Here is a 25,276-nt window from a genome sequence, read left to right as displayed (position 1 = left end):
GCGAGTCTTGTCCGGTGGGTGGGACGCCGTCTTGAACGCTCGTGCGGCGCGGCAGACTGGGCGTATGAACGGGAAGGATCCGCACCACCCCGGCCGGGGCGAAGGGGACGGCGACTGGGCCCGCTACTGGCGTGACCCGCACCGGCCCCTGGAGGCCATGCACGCCCACTTCGTCCGCCATGTCTTCCACCTCCACAGCCACGACGCGTACTCCTTCGCCGTCACCGAGTCCGGCGCCCAGCGCTTCCGCTGCCGGGGTGGCGGGCACACCAGCAGCACCGGGATGATCATGGCGTTCAACCCGGACGACCCGCACGACGGCGAGGCCGCCGAGGAGCTGGGTTTCACGTACCGGATCATGCACATCGGGCCCGAGGTCGTCCGGGAGGTGCTCGACGACATCACCGGGGGCCGCGCCCGCATGCCGCTCTTCGACCGGCCCGTCGTCGACGACCCCGTGCTCGCCCGCGCGCTGCGCCGCCTCCACCCCGCGCTCGTCGGCGGCGCCGATCCGCTCGTACGGGAGGAGCGGCTGACCGCCGCCGTGACGGCGATGGTGCGCCGCAACGCGTCCTCGCGTACGGGTTCCGCCGTGCCCCGCGAGCTGTCCGGCGGCGGGCAGACCGTCGCGGCCCGCCGGGTGCGGGCGCTGCTGGACGAGGCGTACGAGCGTGAGCTGACCGCGCAGGACCTCGCGGACGCGGCCGGGTGCAGCCGGTTCGCCCTCTACCGGGCCTTCCGCGGCGCCTACGGGATGCCGCCCAGCGACTACCAGCGCCTCCTCCGGCTGCGCAAGGCCCGCGCCCTCCTCGCGGCGGGCAGCTCGGCGGCCGACGCCGCCGCGCTCTCCGGCTTCGCCGACCAGGCACACTTCCACCGGTGGTTCGTCCGGTCGTTCGGTGTGACCCCGGGTGTCTTCGGACGGGCCGCCGCCGCACCCGCCTGAGGCGGAAGACGGGAGAGAGGCGGGAGAGGGGCGGGAGGAAGGGGCGCCCCGCTGTCAGGACGCGCCCCGCACCCCCGCCGGGGCGCTCCGCGCGGTACGTTCTGTGCCCGTACGCGGAGACAGACAGAGCGCCGTACTCGACCAGAACAGAGCGGAGTCACAGCGTGAGCGTCAGGACGACCGAGGGGGCCGACCCGTTCGGGACGGCGCGGCTGCGGCGTGGGGTGCTGGACGCGTGGGGGGCCGGCCCCGCGCGGTTCCGTGAGGATGCCAACGCCGAGGAGGACCTCGCCCTCGGCGGCTACCGGGACCGGCTCGTCGTCGAGCTGGCCCAGAACGCCGCCGACGCCGCCGCGCGCGCAGGGGTCGAGGGCCGGCTGCGGCTGACCCTGCGGCCCGCGACCGCCGACGGGCCCGCCGTGCTGGTGGCCGCCAACACCGGCGCACCGCTCGACGCGACCGGCGTCGAGTCCCTGTCCACCCTGCGCGCCTCCGCCAAGCGCGAGGGGCACGAGAGCGCGGTGGGGCGGTTCGGCGTCGGCTTCGCCGCCGTGCTCGCCGTCACCGACGAGCCCGCCGTCATCGGCCGGCACGGCGGTGTCCGCTGGTCCCTCGCCGAGGCCCGCGAGCTGGCCGGGGTCACCGCGCAGGCCAGCCCCGGCCTCGGGGACGAACTGCGGCGCCGCGACGGCCACGTACCGCTGCTGCGGCTGCCGCTGCCCGCCGAGGGCACGGCACCCGACGGTTACGACACCGTCGTCATCCTGCCGCTGCGCGACGCCGCCGCGGCCGATCTCGCGGCGCGGCTCCTCGCCGGGATCGACGACGCACTGCTGCTGACCCTCCCGGGACTCGCCGAGGTCGCCGTCGAAACCCCCGACGGGGAACGGGTGTTGCGCCGTACGCAGGACGCGTCGTACGTCGTCGTGCACGACAGCGCGGGCTCCGGCGGTGAGGCGCGCCGCTGGAGGGTGGTCAGCCACCATGGCGCCACCGAGGCCGCCCTCCTCGAAGGGCGGCCCGTGGAGGAGCGGCTGCGTCCGCACTGGGCCGTCACCTGGGCCGTGCCCGTGGACGCCGAGGGCGCCCCGGCCCGGCCGCGTACCGCGCCGGTCGTGCATGCCCCGACCCCCACTGACGAACCCCTGGGCGTACCCGCCCTGTTGATCGCCACGCTGCCGCTGGACACCACCCGGCGCCACCCCGCGCCGGGACCGCTCACCGACTTCCTCGTCGCGCGCGCCGCCGACGCGTACGCCGAACTGCTCGCCGGGTGGCAGCCCAACTCCACCGGCCTGCTCGACCTCGTACCCGGCCCGCTCGGCAAGGGGGAGCTGGACGGGAGCCTGCGCGCCGCGATCCTGGCGCGGCTGCCGCGCATCGCCTTCCTCACCCCGGCGGCACCCGCGGCCCCGGGGGACGAGCAGGAGGAGGGGCCGACCGCGTTGCGGCCCTTCGAGGCGGAGGTCGTGGAGGGCGCGGGCGCGGACACCGTACGGGTGCTCGCCGAGGTGCTGCCCACCCTGCTGCCCGCGGGGCTCGAACGCCGCACGGAGCTGCGTACGCTCGGCGTCGGCCGGCTGCCCCTCGGCGATGCCATCGAGCGCATCGCGGGCGTCGAACGGCCGCCCGCCTGGTGGTACCGGCTGTACGAATCCCTCGCGGGGGTGGACGCCGACCGGCTCTCCGGGCTGCCGGTGCCGCTGGCGAACGGTCGTACGACGATCGGGCCGCGCCAGGTGCTGCTCCCGCTGCCCGTCGAGGAGGGAGCCGAGGAGGGAGCCGGGTCCGCCGACCTCGCGCGGCTGGGACTGAAGGTCGCCCACCCCGAGGCCGCGCACCCCCTGCTGGAGAAGCTGGGGGCGCTCCCGGCCACGCCCCGCGCCGTTCTGACGACACCTCAGGTGCGGGCGGCGGTCGCCGCGTCGCTCGACGCGGGCGAGGTGTGGGACGAGGACGCCACCACCCCGGACGCCGAGGAACTGGCCGAGCTGGTGCTGGCCCTCGTACGGGACGCGGGGCTTGAGGCGGGCGAGGAACCCTGGCTGGGTGCCCTCGCGCTGACGGACGAGGACGGTGAGCTGGCTCCGGCCGGTGAACTCGTGCTGCCGGGCAGCCCGTTCGCCTCCGTCCTCCGCGCCGATGAACTTGCCTACTGTGATGCAGAGTTGGCGGAACGCTGGGGCGAGCAGCCCCTCGCCGCCTGCGGCGTCCTGGCTGACTTCGCCCTCGTACGCGCCACGGACGTCGTCCTCGACCCCGATGAACTGGAGCCCAGGGAGGGTGACTTCGCGGAGCCCGATGACGCGGGGCTGCTCGACGCCGTCGACGTCTGGTGCGAGGACGTTCTGGACCGGCTGCCCGACACGCCGGTGCCGCCGGTCGCCACGGAGATCGTGGCCGTACGCGACCTGGACCTGGTGGACGACGAGGCGTGGCCGCAGGCGCTGGCGCTGCTCGCCCGGCCGCCGCTGCGCGACGCGCTCACCCAGTCCGTACGGATCCTGCTGCCCGACGGGACCACGGAGAGCGTGCGTTCGTACACCGCGTGGTGGCTGCGCGACCACCCCGTGCTCGACGGGCGGCGCCCCGCGGGGCTGCGCTCCGCGGCCGGGGACCCGCTGCTCGCCGGGTTGTACGACGCGGTGGACGCGACCGGCTTCGACGACGCGCAGGTGCTGCGCGCCCTCGGCGTACGGACCTCCGTCGCCGCGCTGCTGGACGAGCCCGGCGGCGCGGCCGAGCTGCTGGGCCGGCTCGCGGACCCGGAGCGCGAGGTCGGCGCCGGACAACTGCACGCGCTCTACACCGCGTTGGCCGACCTCGACCCGGACCAGGTGACCCTGCCGGACGAACTGCGCGCCGTGGTCGACGGCGAGGTGCGGGTGGTCGACGCGGCGGACGCGGTGATCGCGGACGCCCCCGACCTGCTGCCCCTGGCGGGCGGGCTGCCGCTGCTGCCGGTCGCGCCGGCCCGCGCCGCCGACCTGGCGGAGCTGCTCCAGGTGCGGCGGCTCGGCGAGACCGTCGTCGCGGAGGTGACCGGCGAGGCGGCGGCCGGCGGCGAGGAGCACGACGTCCCCGACGCGGTCCGCGCCCTGCTCGGCCCGGCCACGCCCGCCACGTACGTCGAGCACGAGGAACTGGTCGTGGGCGGCGCAGAACTGGACTGGCGCCGTACCCCGGACGGGGTGCTGCACGCGGCGACGCTGGAGGGCGTGGCGGCGGGGCTCGCGTGGGCGGCGGGGCAGTGGCCGCGGCGCTTCGAGGTGGCGGCGCTGCTGGAGGACCTGTCGCGGACCGAGGAACTGGCCCGGGACCGCTGGTTCGACTGAGCGGGAGGCGACCGGTCATCGGGCCGGGGGCGTGGGCGGGGGCCGGGGGCCGGGGCGGGCAATCGGTGCCCAGGCCGGTGAATCGGCCGATTTTTCGATCTTCGCAAAAAAGTCATGATTCCGTACAACTATTCACGTCCGTGCCCGGTCTGGTCTGTCGAGTCACCAGGCTCACAGACCAGATGGGCCCCGCCGTACGGACGACGCACCGCGGGGCCCCTTCTCCACTTGGGGAACGCATGCGTATTCGTGCCACTGTCGCCGCTGTCTCCGGCGCCCTGGCCCTGTCCGCTCTCGCCGTGCCGGCCTCCCAGGCCGCGCAGCCCGGCGGCGACCGCCCGTCCGCCCCGGAGTACGGCTTCGCGGCCCAGCGCGGTGCCGCCGACGCGCCGAAGGCCAAGGGGCTCACGGCCGCGGCGAAGGCCGCCGCGGCCCCGGTCATCACCAAGACCGTGGTGAACGGCGGCAAGCCGATCGTCGTCGGTACCACCGCCACCAAGAAGGTCACGGTCGCGATCACCGCGACCCACCCCTCGGGCATCGCCGACGCCGGCACGCTCCTCTGGATCGGCAAGAGCCTCGACGACGAGGACACCTTCGGCTTCGGTCAGAACGAGGACAACGCCACGTGCAAGGCGGCCAACGCCACCACGTCGACCTGCACACTGACCGTCACGGTCGACCCCTGGATGCTGATCAACACCGACGCCACGTACTGGAACGTGGGCGCCGCCGTGCTGGCCAAGGACGGGATGGACGCACACAACGACAAGTACACCAAGATCCGCTTCCAGAGGCTCTCCAAGCTGACCGTCAACGCCTCCCCGGAGCCCGTGAAGAAGGGCAAGACCCTCACGGTCACCGGCAAGCTGTCACGCGCCAACTGGGAGACCAGCACCTACAAGGGCTACGCCACCCAGACGGTGAAGCTCCAGTTCCGTAAGAAGGACAGCAAGACCTACACGGACGTCAAGACGGTCAAGACCTCCGGCACCGGCACGCTGAAGACCACCACGACCAAGACCACGGCCTCCGGCTACTGGCGCTGGAGCTTCGCCGGTACGGCCTCGACCCCGGCGGTCAACGCCACCGGGGACTACGTCGCCGTGAAGTAGTCGGGAAGTAGTCCCTGCGACATGAGGGGTCCGGCAACCAGCCGGGCCCCTCGGCCACTGCCTCCAGGTGCATCCACCGCCACGCACGGACAGTGTTGCCAACCTCCCTGAGTACAGGGGGCACAGACGCATGGATCACCGCGGCGGGCGTTTCTAGTGTTTGTCACGTCGTCGAACGTGACGGCCAGTAACCCCGTTGGAGGAAGCCGTGATCCGCAAGAAGACCAGGACATCCGCCGCGCTGACGCTCTGTTTCGCCGTGGCGGGTGTGGGGCTTGTTGGCTGCGAGGATCCGACGACGGACGCGAAACCGGACGCGGGATCGTCCTCCAGTGCCTCCGGGACCGGCGCGGCCCCGCTCACCGGGACCGAGAAGATCAAGGTCGGGCAGCACTCGGTGAACGTCTCCTGCACCGGCAGCCAGGCCGGTGACCGGCCCGTCGTCGTCCTGCTGCACGGCGGGGGCGACGACCTGACGAAAATGGCCGGCTTCCAGAAGACGCTGAGCGCCGACGGCCGGGTCTGCTCGTACGACCGGCTCGGCGCGGGCGCCAGCGACAAGCCGGCCGGCCCCCAGGACTACGACGACATCGGGAAGATCGTGACCGGGGTGCTCGACCGGGTCGCCGGGGACGGGCCGGCCGTCCTGGCCGGGCACTCCATGGGTGGGTTGATCGCCGGCCGGTACGCCCCCGACCACCAGGACCGGGTCAAGGGCCTGGTCCTGCTGGACAGCACGTCCCCCACCGCTGTCGGTGACCTCACCGAGCGGATCCCCGAGTCCGCCACCGGCCCGGCCGGCGAGCTGCGCGCCCAGACCCTCGCGGTGTTCGCGGGGGAGAACCCGGAACAGCTCGTCTTCACCGACGGGGAGGTCCGCTCCGCGGGTGACATCCCGGTACGGGTGATCCAGCACGGGGTGCAGTACCTCGCGGAGGTTCCCGAGTACGGACCGGGCCTCGAAGAGGACTGGACCAAGGGCCAGAAGGCGTGGCTGGGGCTGTCCGACAACAGCGAGCTGAGCACCGCCGAGAAGAGCGGCCACTACATCTATCTTGAGGACCCCAAGGCCGCCGTCGACGCCGTCAAGCAGGTTGCCTCGCAGGCCACCGCCTGACAGACGACAGCCGGACAGGCGGCAACCTGACGGGTGACCGTCTCAGGGCGACCGCCGAGCCCGGACGGCGGAGCTGCCCGGGCTCGGCGGCCGACGCGTCGCGCGTGCGTGCCAGGTGTCGGCCGAGTGCGACCGGCAGGTCCTAGTGCCCCTCCCGGCAAGCTTTGCCCCGTCGCGCCGCCCAGCACGCACGCTCGCCGCGTTGGCCAAAAGCCCTGGTAGCTCCGCTACAAGGACTTCCGGCCGCCTTGCGATCGCACGCCCTGGACGACGCTCCTTCGGGGCAAACATTGCCGGTCGCGGCACTAGCCGCCGGAGAGCGGGGCCTGCGCCGGGAACCTGCGCCCGACCCAATGCCAGCACAGCTCCAGCGCCACCGACGCCACCACCGCGATCCCCACCGCGGCCCACGGCACCGCCGTACCCACCAGCTTCAGCGCGAAGAAGTGCTGAAGTGCCGGTACGGCCAGCACCACCAGGAACGCCGCCCCCATCGACACCACGAGGCAGATCCGCCACCACGTGTACGGGCGCGCCACGATCGCCAGCACCCACATGGAGACCAGGAAGAGCGTGAGCGTCGCCGCGCTCGTCTCCGCGCCGAGCGAGTCGGGACCGGTGTAGACGTGCCGGGCCAGCAGATACGTGGTGAACGTGGCGAGGGCCGCGATGATGCCGGAGGGCACGGCGTACCGCATCACCCGGCGCACGAAGTTCGGCTGGGCGCGCTCCTTGTTCGGGGCCAGCGCCAGGAAGAAGGCCGGGATACCGATCGTCAGTGTCGAGAGCAGCGTGAGATGGCGCGGCAGGAACGGGTACTCGACCTGGAAACACGCCACCAGGATCGCCAGCAGCACCGAGTAGACGGTCTTCGTGAGGAAGAGCGTCGCCACCCGGGTGATGTTGCCGATGACCCGGCGGCCCTCCGCCACCACCGACGGCAGCGTCGCGAAGCTGTTGTTCAGCAGCACGATCTGGGCGACGGCCCGGGTCGCCTCCGAGCCCGAGCCCATCGAGACGCCGATGTCCGCGTCCTTCAGCGCCAGGACGTCGTTGACGCCGTCCCCGGTCATCGCGACCGTGTGCCCGCGCGACTGGAGCGCGCCGACCATCTCGCGCTTCTGCTGCGGGGTGACCCGGCCGAAGACCGCCCCGGCGACGAGGGCGTCGGCCATCGGCTCCCGCTCGGCGGGGAGGTGCCGGGCGTCGACGGTCTGCTCGGCGCCCGCCAGGCCGAGTTTTCCGGCCACCGCGCCGACCGAGACCGCGTTGTCGCCCGAGATGACCTTGGCGGAGACGTCCTGGTCGGCGAAGTACGCGAGGGTCTCGGCGGCGTCCGGCCGCAGCCGCTGTTCCAGGACGACGAGGGCGGTCGCCTCGGCGCCGGACGCGGCTTCGGGGGAGTCGAGCGCATGGCCGCCGGTGCGGCCGTCGCCCGTACCGGCGCGGGCGAGCAGCAGGACGCGCAGGCCCTGCCGGTTGAGGTGGTCGACCTCGGCGAGGGCCGGATCGCCCGTGGGCAGCAGTACGTCGGGCGCGCCGAGCAGCCAGCGGGAGGCACCGTCGCCGTTCCCGGTTCCGGCGGCGCCGTTCTCGTCGAACGCGGCGCCGCTGTACTTCCGTACGGACGAGAAGGGCAGCGCCGCCGTCACCGGCCACTGTCCGCGCTCGCCCTGGTAGGCGTCGATGATGGCCTGGAGGCTGGCGTTGGGGCGCGGGTCGGACTCGCCGATCGCGCCGAGCACCTTTCGTACGTACGCCGGGTCCGCGCCCCCGAGCGGGCGCAGTTCGCTGACGTCCATGCCGCCCTCGGTGAGGGTGCCCGTCTTGTCGAGACAGACGACGTCGACCCGCGCCAGTCCCTCGATGGCGGGCAGTTCCTGGACGAGGACCTTGAGCCGGCCGAGCCGGATGACCCCGATCGCGAAGGCGACGGAGGTCAGCAGCACCAGGCCTTCGGGGATCATCGGGACGATTCCGCCGACGGTTCTGGCGATGGAGTTCTTGAAGTCGTTCTGCTTGACGACGAGCTGGCTGAGGATGAGCCCGATCGCGGTCGGGATCATCATCCAGGTCACGTACTTGAGGATGGTGCTGATGCCGTTGCGGAGTTCGGAGTCGACCAGCGTGAAGCGGGACGCCTCCTCGGCGAGCTGCGCGGCGTAGGCGTCGCGCCCCACCTTCGTCGCCTGGAAGGCGCCCCCGCCGACCACCACGAAGCTGCCGGACATCACGGGGTCGCCGGGACGTTTCAGCACCGGGTCCGCCTCGCCGGTGAGCAGCGACTCGTCGATTTCGAGGCCCTCGGCCTCGGCCACCACGCCGTCGACCACGACCTTGTCGCCGGGGCCCAGCTCGATGAGGTCCCCGAGGACGATCTCGGAGGTGGAGATCTCGGCGGGGACGCCGTCCCGCCGGACGGTGGGTCTGGCCTCCCCGATGACCGCGAGGCCGTCGAGGGTCTTCTTGGCGCGCAGCTCCTGGATGATGCCGATACCGGTGTTGGCGATGATCACGAAGCCGAACAGCGTGTCCTGGATCGGCGCGACGAAGAACATGATCACCCAGAGCACGCCGATGATCGCGTTGAACCGGGTGAAGACGTTGGCGCGGATGATCTCGGTGGTGGACCGGCTGCTGCGGACGGGTACGTCGTTGACCTCCCCGCGCGCCACGTGCGCCGCCACCTCGGCGGCGGTCAGCCCGGTGCCCCGGCCGGCGGGCCGGGGCCGGGGCGGCTTCATGGGGTGTACGGGGTCCAGCTCGGCGCCCGCGTCGATGGCGGGGCCGGCGGGGGAGCCGGGACCGGCGGGGGCCGGGCCATGAGATCCGCGGCCGTGCGGCTCCGGGCCGGGGGGCTCCGGTCCGTCGGTGTTGATCTTCGCCCGCTGCGTCATGTTCCGACCGTACGGTGACCAGGGCCCGTTCACCCGCCGGCGAGGGCGAAGATCCGACCCCGGGACGACGGTTCGGGCGCGGAATCGTCCCTGGGCAGTACGGCCGGCTGGGGACGGTAGGGGCTCAGGTCCCGTCGGCGCCGGAGGTCTCGGCCCCGGAGCCGTCCCTCCCGGACCCGTCCCTCCCCTTCGCCGCTTCGGCGGTCGCCGCCGCGCGCTTGAGCGCCGCGTCGCGGCCCCGTACGTACCAGATCCCGATGAGCCCGAGCCCGGCGCCGGCGAGGCAGGTCCAGATCCACCAGGCGTGCCCGTGGTCGCTGTACCAGCCGTAGAAGGGAAGCTGGACGAGGAAGAGGACGAACCAGATGATCGTGCCACCCGTGACGGTGCCGACGACCGGCCCCTCCAAAGGCTCGGGCGCGGCGCGCTGGGGCGTAGAACCGGTCATGGGGTCAGTGTAGGCGGGACGGGGGTCTACGCGCGGAGATAGCGATCTTCACTTGATCTGTTCATACTGAAACGGTTTCTTGATGTCTTGTTTTGTTCGTTTGAACATCCAATAGAAATCCAATGAACATACAAGTCTGATCGAGTTCCGCCACCACTCCCGTCCGCCACCATTCCAGTCCGGGGCCCCCTTCCCCGTATGACGTCTGAGGTTCCGCATGCCTTCCTCGGCCACCGCTCCGGCCGGTTCCGACGCCCAGCCGCCGACTCCCGGGCAGTCGTCCGGCGGGCTCGACGGGTTCTTCAAGATCTCGGAGCGTGGCTCCACGGTCGGTCGTGAGATACGGGGCGGCTTCGCCACCTTCTTCGCGATGGCCTACATCATCGTGCTGAACCCGATCATCCTCGGCAGCGCGAAGGACATGTACGGGCACCAGCTCGACAACGGCCAGCTCGTCACCGCGACCGTCGTGACCGCGGCCTTCTCCACGCTCCTGATGGGTGTCATCGGCAATGTGCCGATCGCCCTCGCCGCCGGCCTCGGCGTCAACACCGTGGTCGCGCTGCAACTCGCGCCCCGGATGAGCTGGCCGGACGCGATGGGCATGGTCGTGCTCGCGGGTCTGCTGGTGATGCTGCTCGTCGCCACCGGCCTGCGCGAGCGCGTGATGAGCGCCGTACCGCTGGGGCTGCGCAAGGGCATCGCGATCGGTATCGGCCTCTTCATCATGCTGATCGGACTGGTCGACTCCGGATTCGTCTCCCGGATCCCGGACATCGCGCAGACCACCGTGCCGCTCCAGCTCGGCTCGAACGGGCATCTGCACGGCTGGCCGGTCCTGGTCTTCGCCCTCGGCGTGCTGCTCACCCTCACGCTGATCATCCGCAAGGTGCCGGGCGCGATCCTGATCTCCATCGTCGCGATGACGGTGCTCGCGATGATCGTCAACGCGGTCACCAAAGTGCCGAGCTGGGGCCTCACCGTCCCGAAGTGGCCGGGCAACCCGGTCGCGACGCCGGACTTCGGACTGATCGGGAACGTCAGCCTCTTCGGCGGCTTCGAGAAGGTCGGCATCCTCACCGGGGTGCTGTTCGTCTTCACCGTGCTGCTCTCGTGCTTCTTCGACGCGATGGGCACGATCCTGGGCGTCGGCGACGAGGCCAAGCTGATGGACAAGGACGGCAACCTCCCCGGGATCAACCGGGTCCTCTTCGTCGACGGCATCGCGGTCGCCGCGGGCGGCGCCGGCTCGGCCTCGGCCAACACCTGTTACGTGGAGTCCACCGCGGGCGTCGGGGAGGGCGCCAGGACGGGGCTGGCCTCGGTCGTGACGGGTGTGCTCTTCACGATGGCGCTGTTCCTCACCCCGCTGGCGACGATGGTCCCGTCCCAGGCGGCGACGCCCGCGCTGATCGCGGTGGGCTTCCTGATCCTGGCCGGTTCCGTACGGGACATCGACTGGGGCGACTTCACCATCGGCGCCCCCGCCTTCCTGGCCATGGTGATGATGCCGTTCACGTACTCGATCACCAACGGCATCGGCATCGGGTTCATCACCTTCAGCGTGCTGCGCCTGGCGACCGGGCGGGGCCGCGAGGTGCCGGCGGCGCTGTACGCCGTCTCGGCGGTCTTCGTCTTCTACTACGCGATGCCGGCGCTGGGCCTGACCTGAGCCGGCCCGGGCCTGGCGCGGGCCGGCTACTGCACGCCGTAGAACCGCTCCGTCTCGTCGACGGCCGCTTTGAAGCGCTCGTCGAAGTCGTCACGAATGAGCGTCCGGGTCACATAGTCCTGGACGCTCATTCCCCGTTTGGCGGCATGGTGACGGAGCCGTTCGAGCAGCTCTCCGTCTATGCGCAGGCTGAGCACTGTCGATCCCATGCGCACCAGGGTCGGGGGAACGCGCGCTGCGGCGAGTCACTTTCCGTGCCAGTCTCACTCATACGAGTGATGTAGCCGCTGGGTGGAGAGGTGGGGAAGAGGTGTGCACGCAAGTGGTATTTAGCTTGGGTAATGAGTTACCCTAAATACATGCCTGACCTGCCCCACGGTGACGAGAACGAGAACGACGCCGCCGTGAACGCCCTCCGCTCAGCCGTCATGCGGCTGGGCCGGCGTCTGAAGCACCAACGTGTGGACGAGTCGCTGTCCCCGACCGAGATGTCGGTCCTGGGCACCCTCGCCCGCTGCGGCTCGGCCACCCCGGGCGAGCTGGCCCGTAAGGAACACGTTCAGCCGCCGTCGATGACCCGCATCGTGGCGCTGCTGGAGGCGAAAGGTCTCGTCAGGCTTGAGCCGCATCCCGACGACCGCCGGCAGAAGGTGGTCAGCCAGACCGAGCGGGCCGAGGCGATGCTCGAAGAGAGCCGCCGCAAACGCAACGTCTGGCTGGCGACCCTCGCCGAGGGCCTGGACGAGGACGAGTGGGCGAAGCTGCGCGCTGCCGCTCCCGTGCTGGAGAAGCTCGCCCATTTGTAGACCGCGCGCCGTAAGGAGGCGAACCCCCATTGAGTACGGGATCCGGAGCAGACTCCGCCCCCGCACCGAAATCCGCCCACGACAGCACCACCCGCTTCACCCCTGAAGCGGACGACCCCGACTCCACGGGCTGTACGAACGGCACCCGCCGTACCGACGACATCGGTCGTACCGACGACATCGGTCGTACCGACGGCGCCGGCCGCACCGACTCCATAGGCACCGACTCCATAGGCGCCGACCCCGCAGGTATCGTCCCCGCAGGTACTGACCCCGCGGGCACCGTCCCCACGGTCGCCGACTCCGTGGGCACCGTCCCCACGGCCGCCGACTCCGCGGATGCCGACTCCGTCGAGAAGGAGCCGGCCACCGGCGGCATGTTCTCCTCGCTGAAGATCCGCAACTACCGCTTGTTCGCGACGGGCGCCGTCGTCTCCAACATCGGTACGTGGATGTCCCGTGTCACCCAGGACTGGCTGGTCCTGAGCCTCACCGGCTCCTCCGCCGCCGTCGGCATCACGACGGCCCTCCAGTTCCTGCCGATGCTGCTCTTCGGCCTCTACGGCGGCGTCATAGCCGACCGCTACCCGAAGCGGCTGCTCCTCCTCTTCACCCAGGCCGCGCTCGGCCTGTGCGGCCTCTCCCTCGCCGTCCTGACGCTCTCCGGACATGTCCAGGTCTGGCACGTCTATCTGCTCGCGTTCCTGCTCGGCATGGTCACGGTCGTCGACAACCCGACCCGCCAGTCCTTCGTCTCCGAGATGGTCGGCCCGGACCGGCTGCGCAACGCGGTCAGCCTCAACTCGGCCAACTTCCAGTCCGCCCGGCTGATCGGCCCCGCGGTCGCCGGTGTGCTGATCACCACCGTGGGCAGTGGCTGGGCGTTCATGCTGAACGGCCTCTCCTTCCTGGCCCCGTTCGTCGGACTGCTGCTGATGCGCCCGCACGAGCTGCACAGATCCGTCCGCGTACCGCGCGCGAAGGGTCAGCTCAGAGAAGGGCTCCGCTATGTGCGCGGCCGTCCCGACCTGATCTGGCCGATCGTCCTCATCGGCTTCATCGGCACGTTCGGCTTCAACTTCCCGATCTGGCTGACGGCGTTCGCGCACGAGGTCTACGAGGGCGGAGCCGGGCTCTACGCCTTCTTCAACATCCTGATGGCCGCGGGCTCCCTGGCCGGCGCCCTGCTCGCCGCCCGCCGCCGCTCCAGCCGGATCCGGCTGCTCATCCTGGCCGCGATGGCCTTCGGCCTGCTGGAGATCGCGGTCTCCTTCTCGCCGTCGGTCTGGCTGTTCTCGCTGCTGCTCCTGCCGATCGGCATGATCGGCATGACGACGAACATCAGCGCCAACACGAGCGTGCAGATGGCCGCGGACCCGGAGATGAGAGGCCGCGTTCTGAGCCTCTACATGATGGTCTTCGTCGGTGGCACCCCCATAGGCGGCCCGCTCCTCGGCTGGGTCACCGACACGTACGGCGCCCGCGTCGGCTTCGCCACGGGCGGCGTGGTCTCCCTCCTCGCGGCCGCGGGGATCGGCCTGATCCTCACCCGGGTGGCCGGGGTACGGCTCCGGGTCGACCTGCGCGGCGGACGGCCGCACATGGAGTTCGTACCGAAGAAGGAGCGCGAACAGCTCGCGACGGCCGCGTGAGCGACGACGGTGGTCCCGGGCCGGCGGGCGCCGGCCGGGGCCGCCGTTCCTGTCAGTCGCGGGGGAACTTGTCGGTCTTCAGGACCAAGCCCAACTCGGTGGCGGTGAGGTTGATTTCGTCGCCGAACGTGACGGTCAGTTCCGTGGTGTATTCGTCGCTCTTCGGATGTGTGAAGACGCGACACCTGCCGGTGTAGGGGTCGGCGATCAGATAGACGGGGACACCGGCGGCGGCGTAGGCGGCCTTCTTCGGGCCGTAGTCGTTGGCGGCGGTGCTCTTGGAGATCACTTCGGCAATGAACTCCACATCTTCGGGGTTCCACTGTCCGTGAGCGTTCCGAGAGGCGCTGTCGGCCACCTTGGCGACATCGGGGCAGAATCCGTTGAGGTGTCCAGGGAAGTCGATCCGTACGTCCGACTTCACCTTCACCTCCCTGCCGAATTCATCCTCCAGCGCCCGTACGATGCGGCGGATGATCTCCCAGTGGGTGTCCCGTTGCGGCGACATGAAAATGCTTCCCCCGACGATCTCGACCTTGTATCCCTCGGGGACGGGCATGTTTTCGAGCATCTCGAACATCGCGTCCAGAGTCTGCTCATTGCTCTCGTCGGCCATGTCGATCCTGTCGATGTCCACGACGGTCATCCTGGCGCTCCTCCCCGCTCCCGCGTGGATGCGGCAGCCGCGCGGTACAACGATACGCACGGTGACCGGGTAACGCCTTGTCTGTCATATGACAGCTTATGGCTGGAACACTCGCCCTCATGAGCATGAGACTGTTCGCCGCCGTTCTGCCGCCCGCCGCTGCCGCCGTCGAACTGGCCGATGCCGTACGGTACCTGCGCGATCTGCCCGGGGCCGACGGGCTGCGGTGGACCGGGCAGGAGGGGCGGCACTTCACGCTCGCCTTCCTGGGCGACGTGGACGAGGCGCTGCTGCCCGAGCTGACTGGGCGCCTGGAGCGGGCGGCGTACCGGACCGAGCCGTTCCGGATCCGGCTCCACGGCGGCGGGCACTTCGGCGACCGTACGCTGTGGGCCGGTGCCGCCGGGGGCCTCGACGAGCTGCGGCTCCTCGCGGAACGCGCCGGTGCCGCCGCGCGCCGGGCGGGGGTGCCGATGGAGGAGCACCGCGCCTACCGGGCGCACCTCACGCTCGCGCGCGGCCGCAGGGGCGACGGTGTGGACCTCCGGCCGTACGTCGAGGCGCTGAGCGGCTTCGAAGGCAGGTCGTGGGAGGTGTCGGAGCTGGTTCTCGTGCGGAGCCGGCTGCCGGTCTCGGGGGTGGCGGGGGAGCAGCCGCGGTACGAGGCGGTCCTGCGCTGTCCGCTGGGACGGGGCGGACGGGGCGGACGGTGACACCCGGGCGGCGGGAGTGTCGGACCTGCCCGTTAACCTCGACGTGTGGACCCGAAAACCCGTAACCGCGTCATGGCCGCCGTGCTTGTGCTGATGTTCGCGATCATCGCGGTGGCGGCCGCGGTCGGTTAGGCCCTGCTCGACAGGGCCCGACCGACCGAGACCCGCCACCTCTGCTACCGCACCGTCCTCGTCATGGTCTGTGGCCGAGGCGCTCCGGTCGTTACCAGGCGAAGGCCTCCGGCGACGGCCCCGGGCCGGGGAAGATCTCGTCCAGCGAGGACAGGACCTCCTCGGACAGCGTGACGCCGACGGCCCGTACGGCCGATTCGAGCTGGTCGAGCGTGCGCGGGCCGACGATCGGGCCCGTCACGCCCGGCCGGGTGAGCAGCCAGGCCAGCGCCGCCTCGCCCGGGTCGATCCCGTGCTTGTCGAGCAGGTCCTCGTACGACTGGATCCGCGCGCGGGTGGCGGTGTCGGCGAGCGCGTCGGCGGAGCGGCCGGAAGCGCGCCGTCCGCCCTGCACCTCCTTCTTGATCACGCCGCCCAGCAGGCCGCCGCCCAGCGGCGACCACGGGATGACGCCGAGGCCGTACTCCTGCGCGGCCGGGATGACCTCCATCTCGGCCCGGCGCTCGGCCAGGTTGTAGAGGCACTGCTCGCTGACCAGGCCGTACGAGCCGAGGCGGCGCGCGGTCTCGTTGGTCTGGGCGATCTTCCAGCCGGGGAAGTTGGACGAGCCCGCGTAGAGGATCTTGCCCTGCTGGATCAGGGTGTCGATGGCCTGCCAGATCTCCTCGACCGGAGTGGAGCGGTCGATGTGGTGGAACTGGTAGAGATCGATGTGGTCGGTCTGGAGCCGCTTGAGGCTGGCGTCGACCGCGCGGCGGATGTTGAGGGCGGAGAGCTTGTCGTGGTTGGGCCAGGGGTCGCCGTCGCCGGCCATGTTCCCGTAGACCTTGGTGGCGAGCACGACCTTGTCGCGGCGGTCGCCGCCCTTGGCGAACCAGGTGCCGAGGATCTCCTCGGTGCGGCCCTTGTTCTCGCCCCAGCCGTAGACATTGGCGGTGTCGAAGAAATTGATGCCCGCGTCGAGCGCGGCGTCCATGATGGTGTGACTGTCGGCCTCGTTGGTGAGGGGTCCGAAGTTCATCGTCCCGAGGACGAGTCGGCTGACCTTGAGTCCGGTGCGTCCGAGCTGCGTGTACTCCATGGCTCCACAGCCAACGCGTTCGAGCGCACTCGAAGCAAGCCCGGATGCTTGGCGTGAATCGCCCTGTTGACGCGGTGGGGTGGTGTGGAAGGCGCCGGACCTGTGGCCCGGTCCGCCACGCGGGATGGCAGGCTGGGGGGATGCGTCTTCCTTCGCGTGGTCCCGGCCGCCTTCCGGGGGCCGTCGCCCGCCCTTCCGCCGTGGGCGGTGCCGCCGCCGTACTGCTGGGCGCGTCCGTGTTCGCGTCCGCGTCCGTGTTCGGGACGGCCACGGACGCCGCGGCCGACGACGGGAAGCCCGACCGGAGCTTCACGATCAAGGACGAGCGGATCACCGAGTCCAGCGGGCTGGCCGCCAGCCGCCGTCACCCCGGCGTGTACTGGACGCACAACGACAGCGGTTACGGGCCACAGGTCTACGCCGTGGATTCCCGTACCGGCGAGACCGTCGCGACGATCACGATGCAAGGCGTCGGCAAGCCCCGGGACGTGGAGGCCATTTCCATCGGGTCGGACGGGAACGTCTACGTCGGGGACATCGGCGACAACCTCAACGGCACCTGGGACCACGTCTGGATCTACCGGTTCCCGGAGCCCGAGCAGCTCAAGGACGCGACGGTCCGGGCCACGCAGTTCACCGTCAAGTACGCCGACGGGCCGCGCGACGCCGAGGCGATGATGGTCCATCCGAAGACCGGCCGGGTCTACATCGCGTCGAAGAACGAGGACGGCGGCGGGCTGTACGAGGGCCCCGCCGAGCTGAGTCCGTCCGGTACGAACACCTTCCGGCGGATCGGCGAGGTGCCGTGGGTGACGGACGGGGCGTTCGCGCCGGACGGCGAGGAGCTGACGCTCCGTTCGTACTTCAGCGCCCGTGCCTACGCCTGGAAGAACGGGCGGCTCGGCGCGGACCACCGGGTGCGGGCGCCGATCCAGCAGCAGTCGGAGTCGGTGACGTACACGACGGACGGCAGCGCGCTGATGTTCGGCTCCGAGGGGAGCGTGAGCGAGGTCGTACGGGTGGACCTGAACAAGGGGTCGGGGTCGGGTTCGGGATCCGGGGGCGGTACGTCCGGCAGCGACGGCGATACGGGTGGTGCCGCCGCCGGGGGTGAGAAGACGGGGAACGCCACGTTCGGGGCGATCGTCCTCGGCGCGGGGGCGGTTCTGTACCTCGGCTACAAGCGGCTGCGCCGCAAGGGCTGAGGTCAGGGGCGCCGCTCGGCGGCGTCCTTCGTTTTCGCCGTCGACGTCGACGTGAGCGGCGGGCCCCGGCGCGCACAGCGCCGGGGCCCGTCCGAACCACGAGAGCCGCGGGAGCGGCGAAGGCGTCCGGAGAGACGTCAGAAGCGTCAGAGACGCTCGATGACGTAGTCGATGCACGTCGTCAGCGCCTCGACGTCCGCCGGGTCGATCGCCGGGAACATCGCCACGCGGAGCTGGTTGCGGCCGAGCTTGCGGTACGGCTCGGTGTCGACGATGCCGTTGGCGCGCAGCGCCTTCGCCACCGCGGCCGCGTCGATCTCGTCCGCGAAGTCGATCGTGCCGATGACCTGCGAACGCTTCGCCGGGTCGACCACGAACGGGGTCGCGTACTTCGACGCCTCGGCCCAGCCGTACAGGTTCCGGGCGGAGGTGGCCGTGCGGCCGACCGCCCAGTCCAGGCCGCCCTGGGAGTTGAGCCAGGTGAGCTGCTCGTTGAGCAGGAAGAGTGTGGCCAGCGCCGGGGTGTTGTACGTCTGGTTCTTCAGCGAGTTGTCGATCGCCGTCGGCAGCGAGAAGAACTCCGGGACGTGGCGGCCCGAGCCGTGGATACGGGCGGCGCGCTCCAGGGCGGCAGGCGAGAAGACGGCGATCCACAGGCCGCCGTCGGCGGCGAAGGACTTCTGCGGGGCGAAGTAGTAGACGTCCGTCTCGGTGATGTCCACCGGCAGCCCGCCCGCGCCGGAGGTCGCGTCGACCAGGACCAGCGAGCCCTCGTCGGCGCCCGCGACCCGCTTGAGGGGGGCCGCGACACCCGTGGAGGTCTCGTTGTGGGTGAAGGCGTAGGCATCGACACCCGCCTCGGCCACCGGGTCCGGGTGCGAGCCGGGGTCGGTGGAGATGACGGTCGGATCGGCCAGCCACGGCGCGAGCTTGGCCGCCTTGGCGAACTTGGAGGAGAACTCACCGAAGGAGAGGTGCTGCGACTTGTTGTCGATCAGCCCGTGTGTCGCGACGTCCCAGAAGGCGGTGGAGCCGCCGTTGCCCAGGATCACCTCGTACCCCTCGGGCAGCGAGAAGAGGCTGCTCACTCCGGAGCGTACGGAGCCGACCAGGTTCTTCACCGGGGCCTGGCGGTGGGACGTGCCGAGGAGAGAGGTGCCGGTGGCGGCCAGGGCGTCCACCGCCTCCGTCCGCACCTTGGAGGGGCCTGCGCCGAAACGGCCGTCGGCGGGCTTGATGTCAGCGGGAATCTGGATATCGGCCACGGGCCGGAGCCTAGCCGTTCCCCAAACGGGACGGAAACGTGTCCGTCGGGTGAGACACCGCCGCTCACACCCCCTGTCGCGCCCGCCGGCCCGCCGCCACGGCTACGGTCACGGCCCCGCCCGCACCTCCGCCCGTACTCCCGTCAGGTGTACGGGGAGGTCGAACAGGTCGTTCTGGGTGACCACGGGCTTGTTGCGCAGGTCCGCCGCCGGTACGGCCAGGCCCAGGCCGGGGAAGCGGGCGTACAGCGCCGGCAGGGCCACGGCCGCCTCCAGCCGGGAGAGCGCCGCGCCCGGGCAGACATGCGGGCCGTGGCCGAAGGCGATGTGGCGGTTCGGGGTGCGGGTCGCGTCGAAGGCGCCGGCCGTCGGGCCGTGCTGCCGCTCGTCGCGGCCGATCGCCCCGAAGGACACGACCAGGGCTTCACCCGCAGGGAGGACGGCGGCACCGACGGCGATGTCCTCCGTCGCGTACCGGAAGAGGACGTGCGAGGTGGGGGAGGACCAGCGGAGGGTCTCCTCGATCACGTTCTCCCACGGGATGGTGCCGGCCAGCACGAGCGCGCGCTGTTCGGGGTGGGTCTCCAGGGCGACCACGGCGTTGACGATCAGGCTGATCGTCGTCTCGTGGCCCGCCGCGACCATCACCATCAGGGTGTTGAGGATCTCGTCCGCCGTGAGCCGGTCGCCGTCCTCCGACGCGGCGATCAGCGCGCTCGTCAGGTCGTCGCCCGGCGCCGCGCGCTTCGCCTCGACCACCCGGGTGAACAGCTCCCCGAGGTCCGCCATCATGCGCGGGACCTCCTCCGGCGGTGTCTGCGTGGAGAAGAACTTCTCGTACAGCTCCTTCAGCCGGGGATGGTCCGCCGGGTCGACCCCCATCAAGTCGCTGATGACGTTCATGGGCAGGCGGTACGCGAACTCCGCCTTCAGGTCGACGGCCGGCTCTTGCCGGCGTTCGGCGAGGGTGTCCAGCAGGGCGGACGTCAGCTCCTCGATACGGCCGCGCAGCCGCTCCACCCTGCGCACCGTCAGCGCCTGCGCGACCAGCGCCCGCAGGCGGCGGTGGTCCGCGCCGTCCACGGTCAGCAGGGAACGGCCGGGGTTGGCGAGCCCGATCAGCGCCCAGTCCGACGGGATCTCCCCGCGCTGCCACGCGCCCCAGACGCCGATGTCCTTGACCAGCCGGGCATCGGTGAGGAGCCGCCGCGCCTCGGCGTGGTGCGTCACCGCGTAACAGGCCACCCCGCCCGGCAGCACGACGCGTGCCAGCGGGCCGGCCGCCCGGAGCGCGGCGCTCTCGGCGTCGAGGTCGGTGACGAGCGGATCGAGGACGACAGGTTCGGCAGGGGCGTCGGGGGAGGGACCGGGCTGTTGCGCGTGAGGACAGTTCATGGTGTGCCTCCGTGAGCAGTGCGGTTCCGTCAGCGGAAGGTGCCAGGACGCGAGTCGGTACGCGGGTCAGTACGCGAATTCAGTACGCGAGTTCAGTACGCGGCCCCGTACGCCGGGGCGGGGGTGAAGGACACCGGCAGCTCCGCCAGCCCTCGCTGCCAGGGCGACCGGCGCCAGGTCAGCGCCTCGGTGGGGACGGCGAGGTCCAGGTCGGGGAGACGGTCGAGCAGCACCTCGATCCCCGCGCGGGCCACGATCTCCGCGATCTCCTGGGCCGGGAACGGGCAGCGGTGCTCGCCGTGTCCGAAGGAGAAGAAGGCGTTGTTGCCACCGGTGAGCGCGGAGCTGTCCATACGGATCTGGGGGTCGTAGTTGGCGCCCGCGATCCCCAGGAGCATCATGTCGCCCGCCTTGATCCTGCGGGTGCCGAGGGTGGTGTCGCGGGTGGCCCAGCGGCCCGCGACGTTCTGGGTCGGGGTGTCCTCCCACAGGACCTCGTTCATGGCCTCGGCGACGCTGTGCCGGCCGCCGGAGAGCGAGGCGGCGAACCGGTCGTCGGTGAGCATCAGCCGCAGCGAGTTGCCGATCCAGTCGGCGGTGGGCTGGTGGCCCGCCACCATCATCACCATCAGGTCCTCGGCGATCTCCTCGTCGGTGAAGCCGTGCGGGTTGCGGAGCATCCGGGAGACGACGTCCTGGCCTCCCACGGCATGCTTCTCCCGCAGCAGCGCGGCCACCGCCTCCGCGAGGAAGTGCCGGCCCGCCAGCGCGCCCGCGTTGCCGTCGGTCAGGTCGTTGAGGGCCTTGACCACGCCGGGGCCCTGTTCGTCGGGGAAGCCGTAGATCCTGGCGAGGACCCGGACCGGGAGGAGCTTCGCGTACCGGGAGATGATCTCCGTACGGCCCTCCGCGCAGAAGCCGTCGACCAGTTCGTCGGCGAACTCCTCGGCGTACCGCTTGAGTGCGAACGGGTCGACCGCCTCCAGTGCTTCGCTGATCGTCCCGGCCCGCTCGCGGTGCTGTTCACCGACGGTGTAGAGCACGGACGGCTGGTCGCGGCCGATCATCGGTGCCATCGGCCAGTCGTCGGGGACGTTGTCCCACTGGTTCCAGAGGCCGGAGTCCCGGCTGAAGAGCGTGGGGTCGCCGGTGACCTGGTGGAGCTCGCGGTAGCCGAGCACCAGCCAGGCCGGGAGACCGCCGTCGAGGAGCACGGGGGCCACGGCGCCGTGGTCGCGCCGCAGCTCCCGGTAGAGGCCCGTGGGGTCGCTCTGGAGGCGGACGCCGCTGAGCGGCACGGCGCCGTTCCCCGCCCCGCCGGCCCCGAATCCGCCTCCGGGGCCGCTGCCGGGTCCGTTCCCGGGGGCGTTCCCGAGTCCGTTCCTGTAGTCGTCGGGCGTGCTCACCGTGTGTCCTCTGCGCCTTCCGAGCCCCGTGGGGGCCTTGTGTCGGCCGCGTGCTTCGCGGCCATGGCGGACAGGGTGTGCAGGTGCTCCACGAGCGTGATCAGCACGTACTTGCTGGACGAACGGTCCCGCGCGTCGCACTCCACCATCGGCACGTCCGGCGCGATGTCCAGCGCCTCCCTGATCTGCTCCTCCGTGTGGAGCGGCCCGCCGAAGTCGTTGCACGCCACGATGAACGGCGTGCCGTAGTGCTCCAGCCGGTCGATCGCGTACCAGGAGTCGGCGAGCCTGCGGGTGTCGACGAGGACCACCGCGCCGAGCGTTCCGGAGAAGAGCCGGTCCCACAGGAACCAGAACCGTTCCTGTCCGGGGGCGCCGAACAGGTAGAGCACCGACCGCTTGTCGAGGGATATCCGGCCGAAGTCGAACGCGACCGTGGTCGAGGTCTTCTTCTGCAGCCCGTCGAGGTCGGCGAGTTCGTCGATCCCCTCGCCCGCGCGGGTCATCGTCTCCTCGGTGTTGAGGGGACGGATCTCACTGACGGAACGGACCATGGTGGTCTTCCCGACGCCGAAACCACCGACGACGACGATCTTCAGACCGTTGTCGGCGGTGCTGGCGAGGGACGGACCGGCCGGCGAGGGGCCGGCGGGCCGTTCAAAGGTTGCGGAGTCCAACGAGCACCTGCTCCAGGATGTCGGTATCGGGTAGCCGCCCGGCCGAGCGGTCCGTACGGGGATGACGAGCGCTGATCCGGCCCGTGTCGAGCAGATCGGCGAGCATGATCCGGATGATGCTGCCCGGCAGGTGGAGCTGGGCGGCGATCTCCACGACGGCCGTCGGGGTCTGGCACATGCGCAGGATCGCGCGGTGCTCCGACTGCATGCCCGGGGTCGGGGCGGACTCCGCGACCACGAGCGTCACCAGGTCGAAGGTGGCCGAGTCCGAGCGGCTGCGCCCTCCGGTGAGGGTGTACAGCCGGTCGGGGGAGTCGTGCCGCCCGGCGCGCCGCCCGGGGCCGTTCGGTCCGCCGAAGCCCAGGCTGCTCATACGGAGCCCGTGGCGCCCGTGGACGTGCTACTTGGGGATGAGGAGCGGGACGAGGACGAGGACGAGGACGAGGAGGACGAAGCCGACGCGCGCGGGGGTGAGCTGAGGTACTCGCCGAGCTGCTCGATGAGTTCGCTCATGTTGTGTCCGACCAGGCCGATGTCGGAGTCCTCACCGGCGACGACGGCGAGGTGGGCGCCGTCCCCGGCCTCCACTATCAGCAGGAGGCCGCCGTAGAACTCGGCCATGGCGGACCGTACGCCGCCCTGCCCGTTGCCGAACTCGATGGACGCGCCGTGGGACAGGCTCTGGATGCCGGCGGCGATCGCGGCGAGCTGGTCGGCCTGGTCGATGGAGAGTTCGGGCGTACGGCAGAGCTTGAGGCCGTCCCGCGACAGGACCAGCGCGTGCCGGGCGCCGGGGGTGCGCAGGAGGAGGTTCTCCAGCAGCCAGTTGAGCTTCTCGTCCGTGGGTGTGGGGGTGCCGTTCATCGGGAATCGCCTTCCGGATCCGGGTGAGTGGTCGTGGCCGGGTGCTGCGGGTTGTCCCGTACGGCCTTGCGGAAGCTGCTGAACCGGGCCGCCTGGACGGCCGGGCTCGACGCGGGTGTGGGGGGAGTGGCTGCGACGCGTTCGCCGGTACGGCGCATCGAGGCGGCGAGCGTACGGCCTCGGCGCCGCTTGGGCAGCCCGCTCTCGCCGAACTCGATGGGCGGTTCCGGGTCGGCTTCGGGAGCCGGGCGCTTGGCCGCTTCGCGGGCCGGTGCCGGAGTCGGTGCCGGTGCCGGGGTCGCGGGCGGGACGAGATCAGGGACGAGATCGGGGACGAGGTCAGGGGCGAGTGCGGGGGAGGGAATGGGGCCGGTGCCGGGCCTGCGTACGCGCCGGGCGGGGGGCGGCGTCGCGTCCGCCGCCGGGGCAGCCGCCGGGGTCGCGGTCGTGGTCGGCGTCGCGCCCGCCGTCCTGGCAACCTTCGTGGTCGGCGTCGCGTCCCCGGTCGTGGTCGCCCTCGGGGTCGACGCCGCGGCCGCCTTCGGGGTCGCCGTCCTGCGGCGCGGCGGCTCGGCCGGGGCCGCGCCCGTCGAGTCGGCGCCCGTGATGCCGGTGTCGGTGCCGTCGGCGCCCGCCGGGGCCGTGCCGATCACATCCGTGCCCATGAGGTCCATGCTCGCCGGGGGCGCCGCCGCCGAGGCGGCGGCCGCCGTCCCCGTGGCGCGCGCGCTCCGCGACGCCCGGGCCGCGGCGACCGTGGCCTGCCCCGTCAGCAGGGGCGCCTGGTCCGGTGCCCCGGCGCGCAACTGCGTGAGCAGGTCCTGAGGCAGCATCACCAGCGCACCCGTACCGCCTCGCGCGGACGGCCGGAACGAGACCGTCAGCCCGTGCTTGCGCGCCAGCCGGCCGACGACCGAGAGCCCGAGCCGGGTGCCCGAGAGTCCGCTGAGGTCCGACGGCACCGTCGTGACGGCCTGTTCGGCGCGGCGCAGCTGGACATCGCTCATCACGAGCCCGCTGTCCTCGATGGTGATGACGATCCCGGCCGGTACCTCCTCCACGTACACGTGGACCTCGGCGGTCGGCGGCGAGAAGTTCGCCGCGTTGTCGAGGAGTTCGGCGAGCGTGTGCATGACGCCCTCGGCGGCGTGGCCGGCGATCGCGACCTGGCTCGTCGAGTGCAGCCGCACCCGCTGGTAGCCGCTGATCCGGCCCATCGCGCCGCGCAGGATGGACTCCATCACGATCGGCTTCGCCCAACGCCGCCCGGAGCGGGCGCCGGTGAGCACGGCGAGGGAGTCCGCGAGCCGGCCCGCCTGGGCGGTGCGGTGGTCGAGATGGAGCAGATCGCCGAGGACGTCCTCGTCGGTGTGGTGGTGCTCCATCTCGCGCAGGTCCGCGAGCATGCTCGTCGCGAGCGCCTGCATCCGCCCGGCGGCGTTGGCGCAGGCGGAGATGGCGGCGGCGCGGTTGGACTCGCTGCGGGAGGCGGCTTCGGCGCTGCGCCGGGCGTCGGCGACGGCGCCCCGGACATCCTTGGCGGCCTGCTCGAAATCGGCGTTGAGCTGTTCGATGCGCGTGTTGAGCAGGGCGTTCCGCTCACGGAGCTGCTCACGGGCCGCCGTGAGGTGCCCGACGGCGGTGACGGCGGCGACGAGCGCCGCGGCGGCGCCCCACGCGAGGGGGGTTCTGACGGCGTCGGGGGCGTCGGGGGATACGGCCCAGTAGCAGAGAAGGCCGCTGACGGCAGCCGATATCAGCAGGGCCGGGGCGGTGATCCGGAGTGAGCGGCGCAAATTCGGCTACCTCGGAGACGGTGCGGTGGGGGTGGGGGAGGAGTACGGATTCTGGCTGGTTTAGGCGTGTTCCAGCAGGTTTTGTGCGGTTCTTGCCTTCATCGTGCT

The 25,276-nt window shown here is 71.4% G+C and carries 21 protein-coding genes; 9 read left to right on the top strand and 12 right to left on the bottom strand.

Features of this window, described 5'->3' with window-relative positions:
- Window positions 1-64: 64 nt before the first annotated feature.
- From AB0P17_RS12550 to AB0P17_RS12535, 4 genes are all read left to right on the top strand, one after another.
- Window positions 65-946, top strand: coding sequence for an AraC family transcriptional regulator (locus tag AB0P17_RS12550; RefSeq protein WP_365810167.1), 882 nt, complete (start codon window positions 65-67; stop codon window positions 944-946).
- A 164-nt stretch (window positions 947-1,110) separates the two neighbouring features.
- Window positions 1,111-4,281, top strand: coding sequence for a molecular chaperone Hsp90 (locus AB0P17_RS12545; RefSeq protein ID WP_365810165.1), 3,171 nt, complete (start codon window positions 1,111-1,113; stop codon window positions 4,279-4,281).
- Between the two features lie 239 nt (window positions 4,282-4,520).
- A complete protein-coding gene (locus AB0P17_RS12540; RefSeq protein WP_365810164.1) occupies window positions 4,521-5,396 on the top strand; it encodes a DUF5707 domain-containing protein in 876 nt (291 codons plus the stop codon).
- Window positions 5,397-5,607: 211 nt separating this feature from the next.
- Window positions 5,608-6,513, top strand: coding sequence for an alpha/beta hydrolase (locus tag AB0P17_RS12535; RefSeq protein WP_365810213.1), 906 nt, complete (start codon window positions 5,608-5,610; stop codon window positions 6,511-6,513).
- 305 nt (window positions 6,514-6,818) lie between these two features.
- Here the strand turns inward: AB0P17_RS12535 and AB0P17_RS12530 are convergent, their stop codons facing one another.
- On the bottom strand, window positions 6,819-9,410 hold the full coding sequence (locus AB0P17_RS12530) for an HAD-IC family P-type ATPase (protein WP_365810162.1): 2,592 nt from the start codon (window positions 9,408-9,410) through the stop codon (window positions 6,819-6,821).
- Window positions 9,411-9,534: 124 nt separating this feature from the next.
- Window positions 9,535-9,858: a DUF2530 domain-containing protein gene (locus tag AB0P17_RS12525; protein ID WP_365810160.1), complete on the bottom strand. Its 324-nt coding sequence runs from the start codon at window positions 9,856-9,858 to the stop codon at window positions 9,535-9,537.
- A 217-nt stretch (window positions 9,859-10,075) separates the two neighbouring features.
- Here AB0P17_RS12525 and AB0P17_RS12520 point away from each other — a divergent pair, with 217 nt between their 5' ends.
- The gene (locus AB0P17_RS12520; RefSeq protein WP_365810158.1) at window positions 10,076-11,530 is read left to right on the top strand and encodes an NCS2 family permease; all 1,455 of its coding nucleotides are present in this window, start codon (window positions 10,076-10,078) and stop codon (window positions 11,528-11,530) included.
- Window positions 11,531-11,556: 26 nt separating this feature from the next.
- Here AB0P17_RS12520 and AB0P17_RS12515 read toward each other — a convergent pair whose 3' ends face one another.
- Complete coding sequence (locus AB0P17_RS12515) at window positions 11,557-11,739, bottom strand: ribbon-helix-helix protein, CopG family (RefSeq protein WP_365810157.1); 183 nt, start codon at window positions 11,737-11,739, stop codon at window positions 11,557-11,559.
- 150 nt (window positions 11,740-11,889) lie between these two features.
- Here AB0P17_RS12515 and AB0P17_RS12510 point away from each other — a divergent pair, with 150 nt between their 5' ends.
- Both AB0P17_RS12510 and AB0P17_RS12505 read left to right on the top strand, forming a co-directional pair.
- On the top strand, window positions 11,890-12,336 hold the full coding sequence (locus AB0P17_RS12510; protein WP_365810155.1) for a MarR family transcriptional regulator: 447 nt from the start codon (window positions 11,890-11,892) through the stop codon (window positions 12,334-12,336).
- Between the two features lie 377 nt (window positions 12,337-12,713).
- Window positions 12,714-13,988, top strand: a complete 1,275-nt coding sequence (locus tag AB0P17_RS12505) for an MFS transporter (RefSeq protein ID WP_365810211.1) — start codon at window positions 12,714-12,716, stop codon at window positions 13,986-13,988.
- A gap of 52 nt (window positions 13,989-14,040) precedes the next feature.
- Here AB0P17_RS12505 and AB0P17_RS12500 read toward each other — a convergent pair whose 3' ends face one another.
- The gene (locus tag AB0P17_RS12500; protein WP_365810153.1) at window positions 14,041-14,634 is read right to left on the bottom strand and encodes a Uma2 family endonuclease; all 594 of its coding nucleotides are present in this window, start codon (window positions 14,632-14,634) and stop codon (window positions 14,041-14,043) included.
- A 125-nt stretch (window positions 14,635-14,759) separates the two neighbouring features.
- On the opposite strand from AB0P17_RS12500, the gene thpR reads away from it, so the two are divergent.
- The gene (gene thpR, locus AB0P17_RS12495) at window positions 14,760-15,347 is read left to right on the top strand and encodes an RNA 2',3'-cyclic phosphodiesterase (RefSeq protein ID WP_365810209.1); all 588 of its coding nucleotides are present in this window, start codon (window positions 14,760-14,762) and stop codon (window positions 15,345-15,347) included.
- A gap of 223 nt (window positions 15,348-15,570) precedes the next feature.
- Here the strand turns inward: thpR and AB0P17_RS12490 are convergent, their stop codons facing one another.
- A complete protein-coding gene (locus AB0P17_RS12490) occupies window positions 15,571-16,560 on the bottom strand; it encodes an aldo/keto reductase (RefSeq protein ID WP_365810151.1) in 990 nt (329 codons plus the stop codon).
- A 200-nt stretch (window positions 16,561-16,760) separates the two neighbouring features.
- On the opposite strand from AB0P17_RS12490, the gene AB0P17_RS12485 reads away from it, so the two are divergent.
- Complete coding sequence (locus AB0P17_RS12485; protein WP_365810149.1) at window positions 16,761-17,765, top strand: WD40 repeat domain-containing protein; 1,005 nt, start codon at window positions 16,761-16,763, stop codon at window positions 17,763-17,765.
- 146 nt (window positions 17,766-17,911) lie between these two features.
- Here the strand turns inward: AB0P17_RS12485 and serC are convergent, their stop codons facing one another.
- The 7 genes from serC to AB0P17_RS12450 form a co-directional block, all read right to left on the bottom strand.
- Window positions 17,912-19,030 carry a phosphoserine transaminase gene (gene serC, locus AB0P17_RS12480; protein WP_365810147.1) on the bottom strand — a complete coding sequence of 373 codons (1,119 nt, stop codon included), beginning with the start codon at window positions 19,028-19,030 and terminating at the stop codon, window positions 17,912-17,914.
- 108 nt (window positions 19,031-19,138) lie between these two features.
- Window positions 19,139-20,425 (bottom strand): cytochrome P450, encoded by a 1,287-nt coding sequence (locus AB0P17_RS12475; protein WP_365810145.1) that lies wholly within the window; start codon window positions 20,423-20,425, stop codon window positions 19,139-19,141.
- A gap of 92 nt (window positions 20,426-20,517) precedes the next feature.
- A complete protein-coding gene (locus AB0P17_RS12470; protein WP_365810207.1) occupies window positions 20,518-21,723 on the bottom strand; it encodes a cytochrome P450 in 1,206 nt (401 codons plus the stop codon).
- A 104-nt stretch (window positions 21,724-21,827) separates the two neighbouring features.
- Window positions 21,828-22,508 (bottom strand): ATP/GTP-binding protein, encoded by a 681-nt coding sequence (locus AB0P17_RS12465; protein WP_365810143.1) that lies wholly within the window; start codon window positions 22,506-22,508, stop codon window positions 21,828-21,830.
- Window positions 22,489-22,881 carry a DUF742 domain-containing protein gene (locus AB0P17_RS12460; protein ID WP_365810141.1) on the bottom strand — a complete coding sequence of 131 codons (393 nt, stop codon included), beginning with the start codon at window positions 22,879-22,881 and terminating at the stop codon, window positions 22,489-22,491. The genes AB0P17_RS12465 and AB0P17_RS12460 overlap by 20 nt, the downstream gene beginning before the upstream one ends.
- Complete coding sequence (locus AB0P17_RS12455; protein ID WP_365810140.1) at window positions 22,878-23,372, bottom strand: roadblock/LC7 domain-containing protein; 495 nt, start codon at window positions 23,370-23,372, stop codon at window positions 22,878-22,880. Before AB0P17_RS12455 ends, AB0P17_RS12460 begins: the two co-directional genes overlap by 4 nt.
- Window positions 23,369-25,168: an ATP-binding protein gene (locus AB0P17_RS12450; protein WP_365810138.1), complete on the bottom strand. Its 1,800-nt coding sequence runs from the start codon at window positions 25,166-25,168 to the stop codon at window positions 23,369-23,371. Before AB0P17_RS12450 ends, AB0P17_RS12455 begins: the two co-directional genes overlap by 4 nt.
- Between the last annotated feature and the right edge of the window lie 108 nt (window positions 25,169-25,276).

The organism is Streptomyces sp. NPDC088124 (assembly GCF_040685895.1).
Classification (GTDB): Bacteria; Actinomycetota; Actinomycetes; order Streptomycetales; family Streptomycetaceae; genus Streptomyces.
Note: the sequence above shows the minus strand (reverse complement) of the source record. Positions and strands in the feature narration are given on the sequence as shown.

Bases quoted from the DNA above. Each gene is read 5' to 3' on its own strand.
- AB0P17_RS12550 (WP_365810167.1), top strand. From the start codon at position 65: ATGAACGGGAAGGATCCGCACCACCCCGGCCGGGGCGAAGGGGACGGC.
- AB0P17_RS12540 (WP_365810164.1), top strand. From the start codon at position 4,521: ATGCGTATTCGTGCCACTGTCGCCGCTGTCTCCGGCGCCCTGGCCCTG.
- AB0P17_RS12530 (WP_365810162.1), bottom strand. From the start codon at position 9,410: ATGACGCAGCGGGCGAAGATCAACACCGACGGACCGGAGCCCCCCGGC.
- AB0P17_RS12525 (WP_365810160.1), bottom strand. From the start codon at position 9,858: ATGACCGGTTCTACGCCCCAGCGCGCCGCGCCCGAGCCTTTGGAGGGG.
- AB0P17_RS12520 (WP_365810158.1), top strand. From the start codon at position 10,076: ATGCCTTCCTCGGCCACCGCTCCGGCCGGTTCCGACGCCCAGCCGCCG.
- AB0P17_RS12515 (WP_365810157.1), bottom strand. From the start codon at position 11,739: ATGGGATCGACAGTGCTCAGCCTGCGCATAGACGGAGAGCTGCTCGAA.
- AB0P17_RS12510 (WP_365810155.1), top strand. From the start codon at position 11,890: ATGCCTGACCTGCCCCACGGTGACGAGAACGAGAACGACGCCGCCGTG.
- AB0P17_RS12505 (WP_365810211.1), top strand. From the start codon at position 12,714: ATGTTCTCCTCGCTGAAGATCCGCAACTACCGCTTGTTCGCGACGGGC.
- AB0P17_RS12500 (WP_365810153.1), bottom strand. From the start codon at position 14,634: ATGACCGTCGTGGACATCGACAGGATCGACATGGCCGACGAGAGCAAT.
- thpR (WP_365810209.1), top strand. From the start codon at position 14,760: ATGAGACTGTTCGCCGCCGTTCTGCCGCCCGCCGCTGCCGCCGTCGAA.
- AB0P17_RS12490 (WP_365810151.1), bottom strand. From the start codon at position 16,560: ATGGAGTACACGCAGCTCGGACGCACCGGACTCAAGGTCAGCCGACTC.
- AB0P17_RS12475 (WP_365810145.1), bottom strand. From the start codon at position 20,425: ATGAACTGTCCTCACGCGCAACAGCCCGGTCCCTCCCCCGACGCCCCT.
- AB0P17_RS12460 (WP_365810141.1), bottom strand. From the start codon at position 22,881: ATGAGCAGCCTGGGCTTCGGCGGACCGAACGGCCCCGGGCGGCGCGCC.
- AB0P17_RS12455 (WP_365810140.1), bottom strand. From the start codon at position 23,372: ATGAACGGCACCCCCACACCCACGGACGAGAAGCTCAACTGGCTGCTG.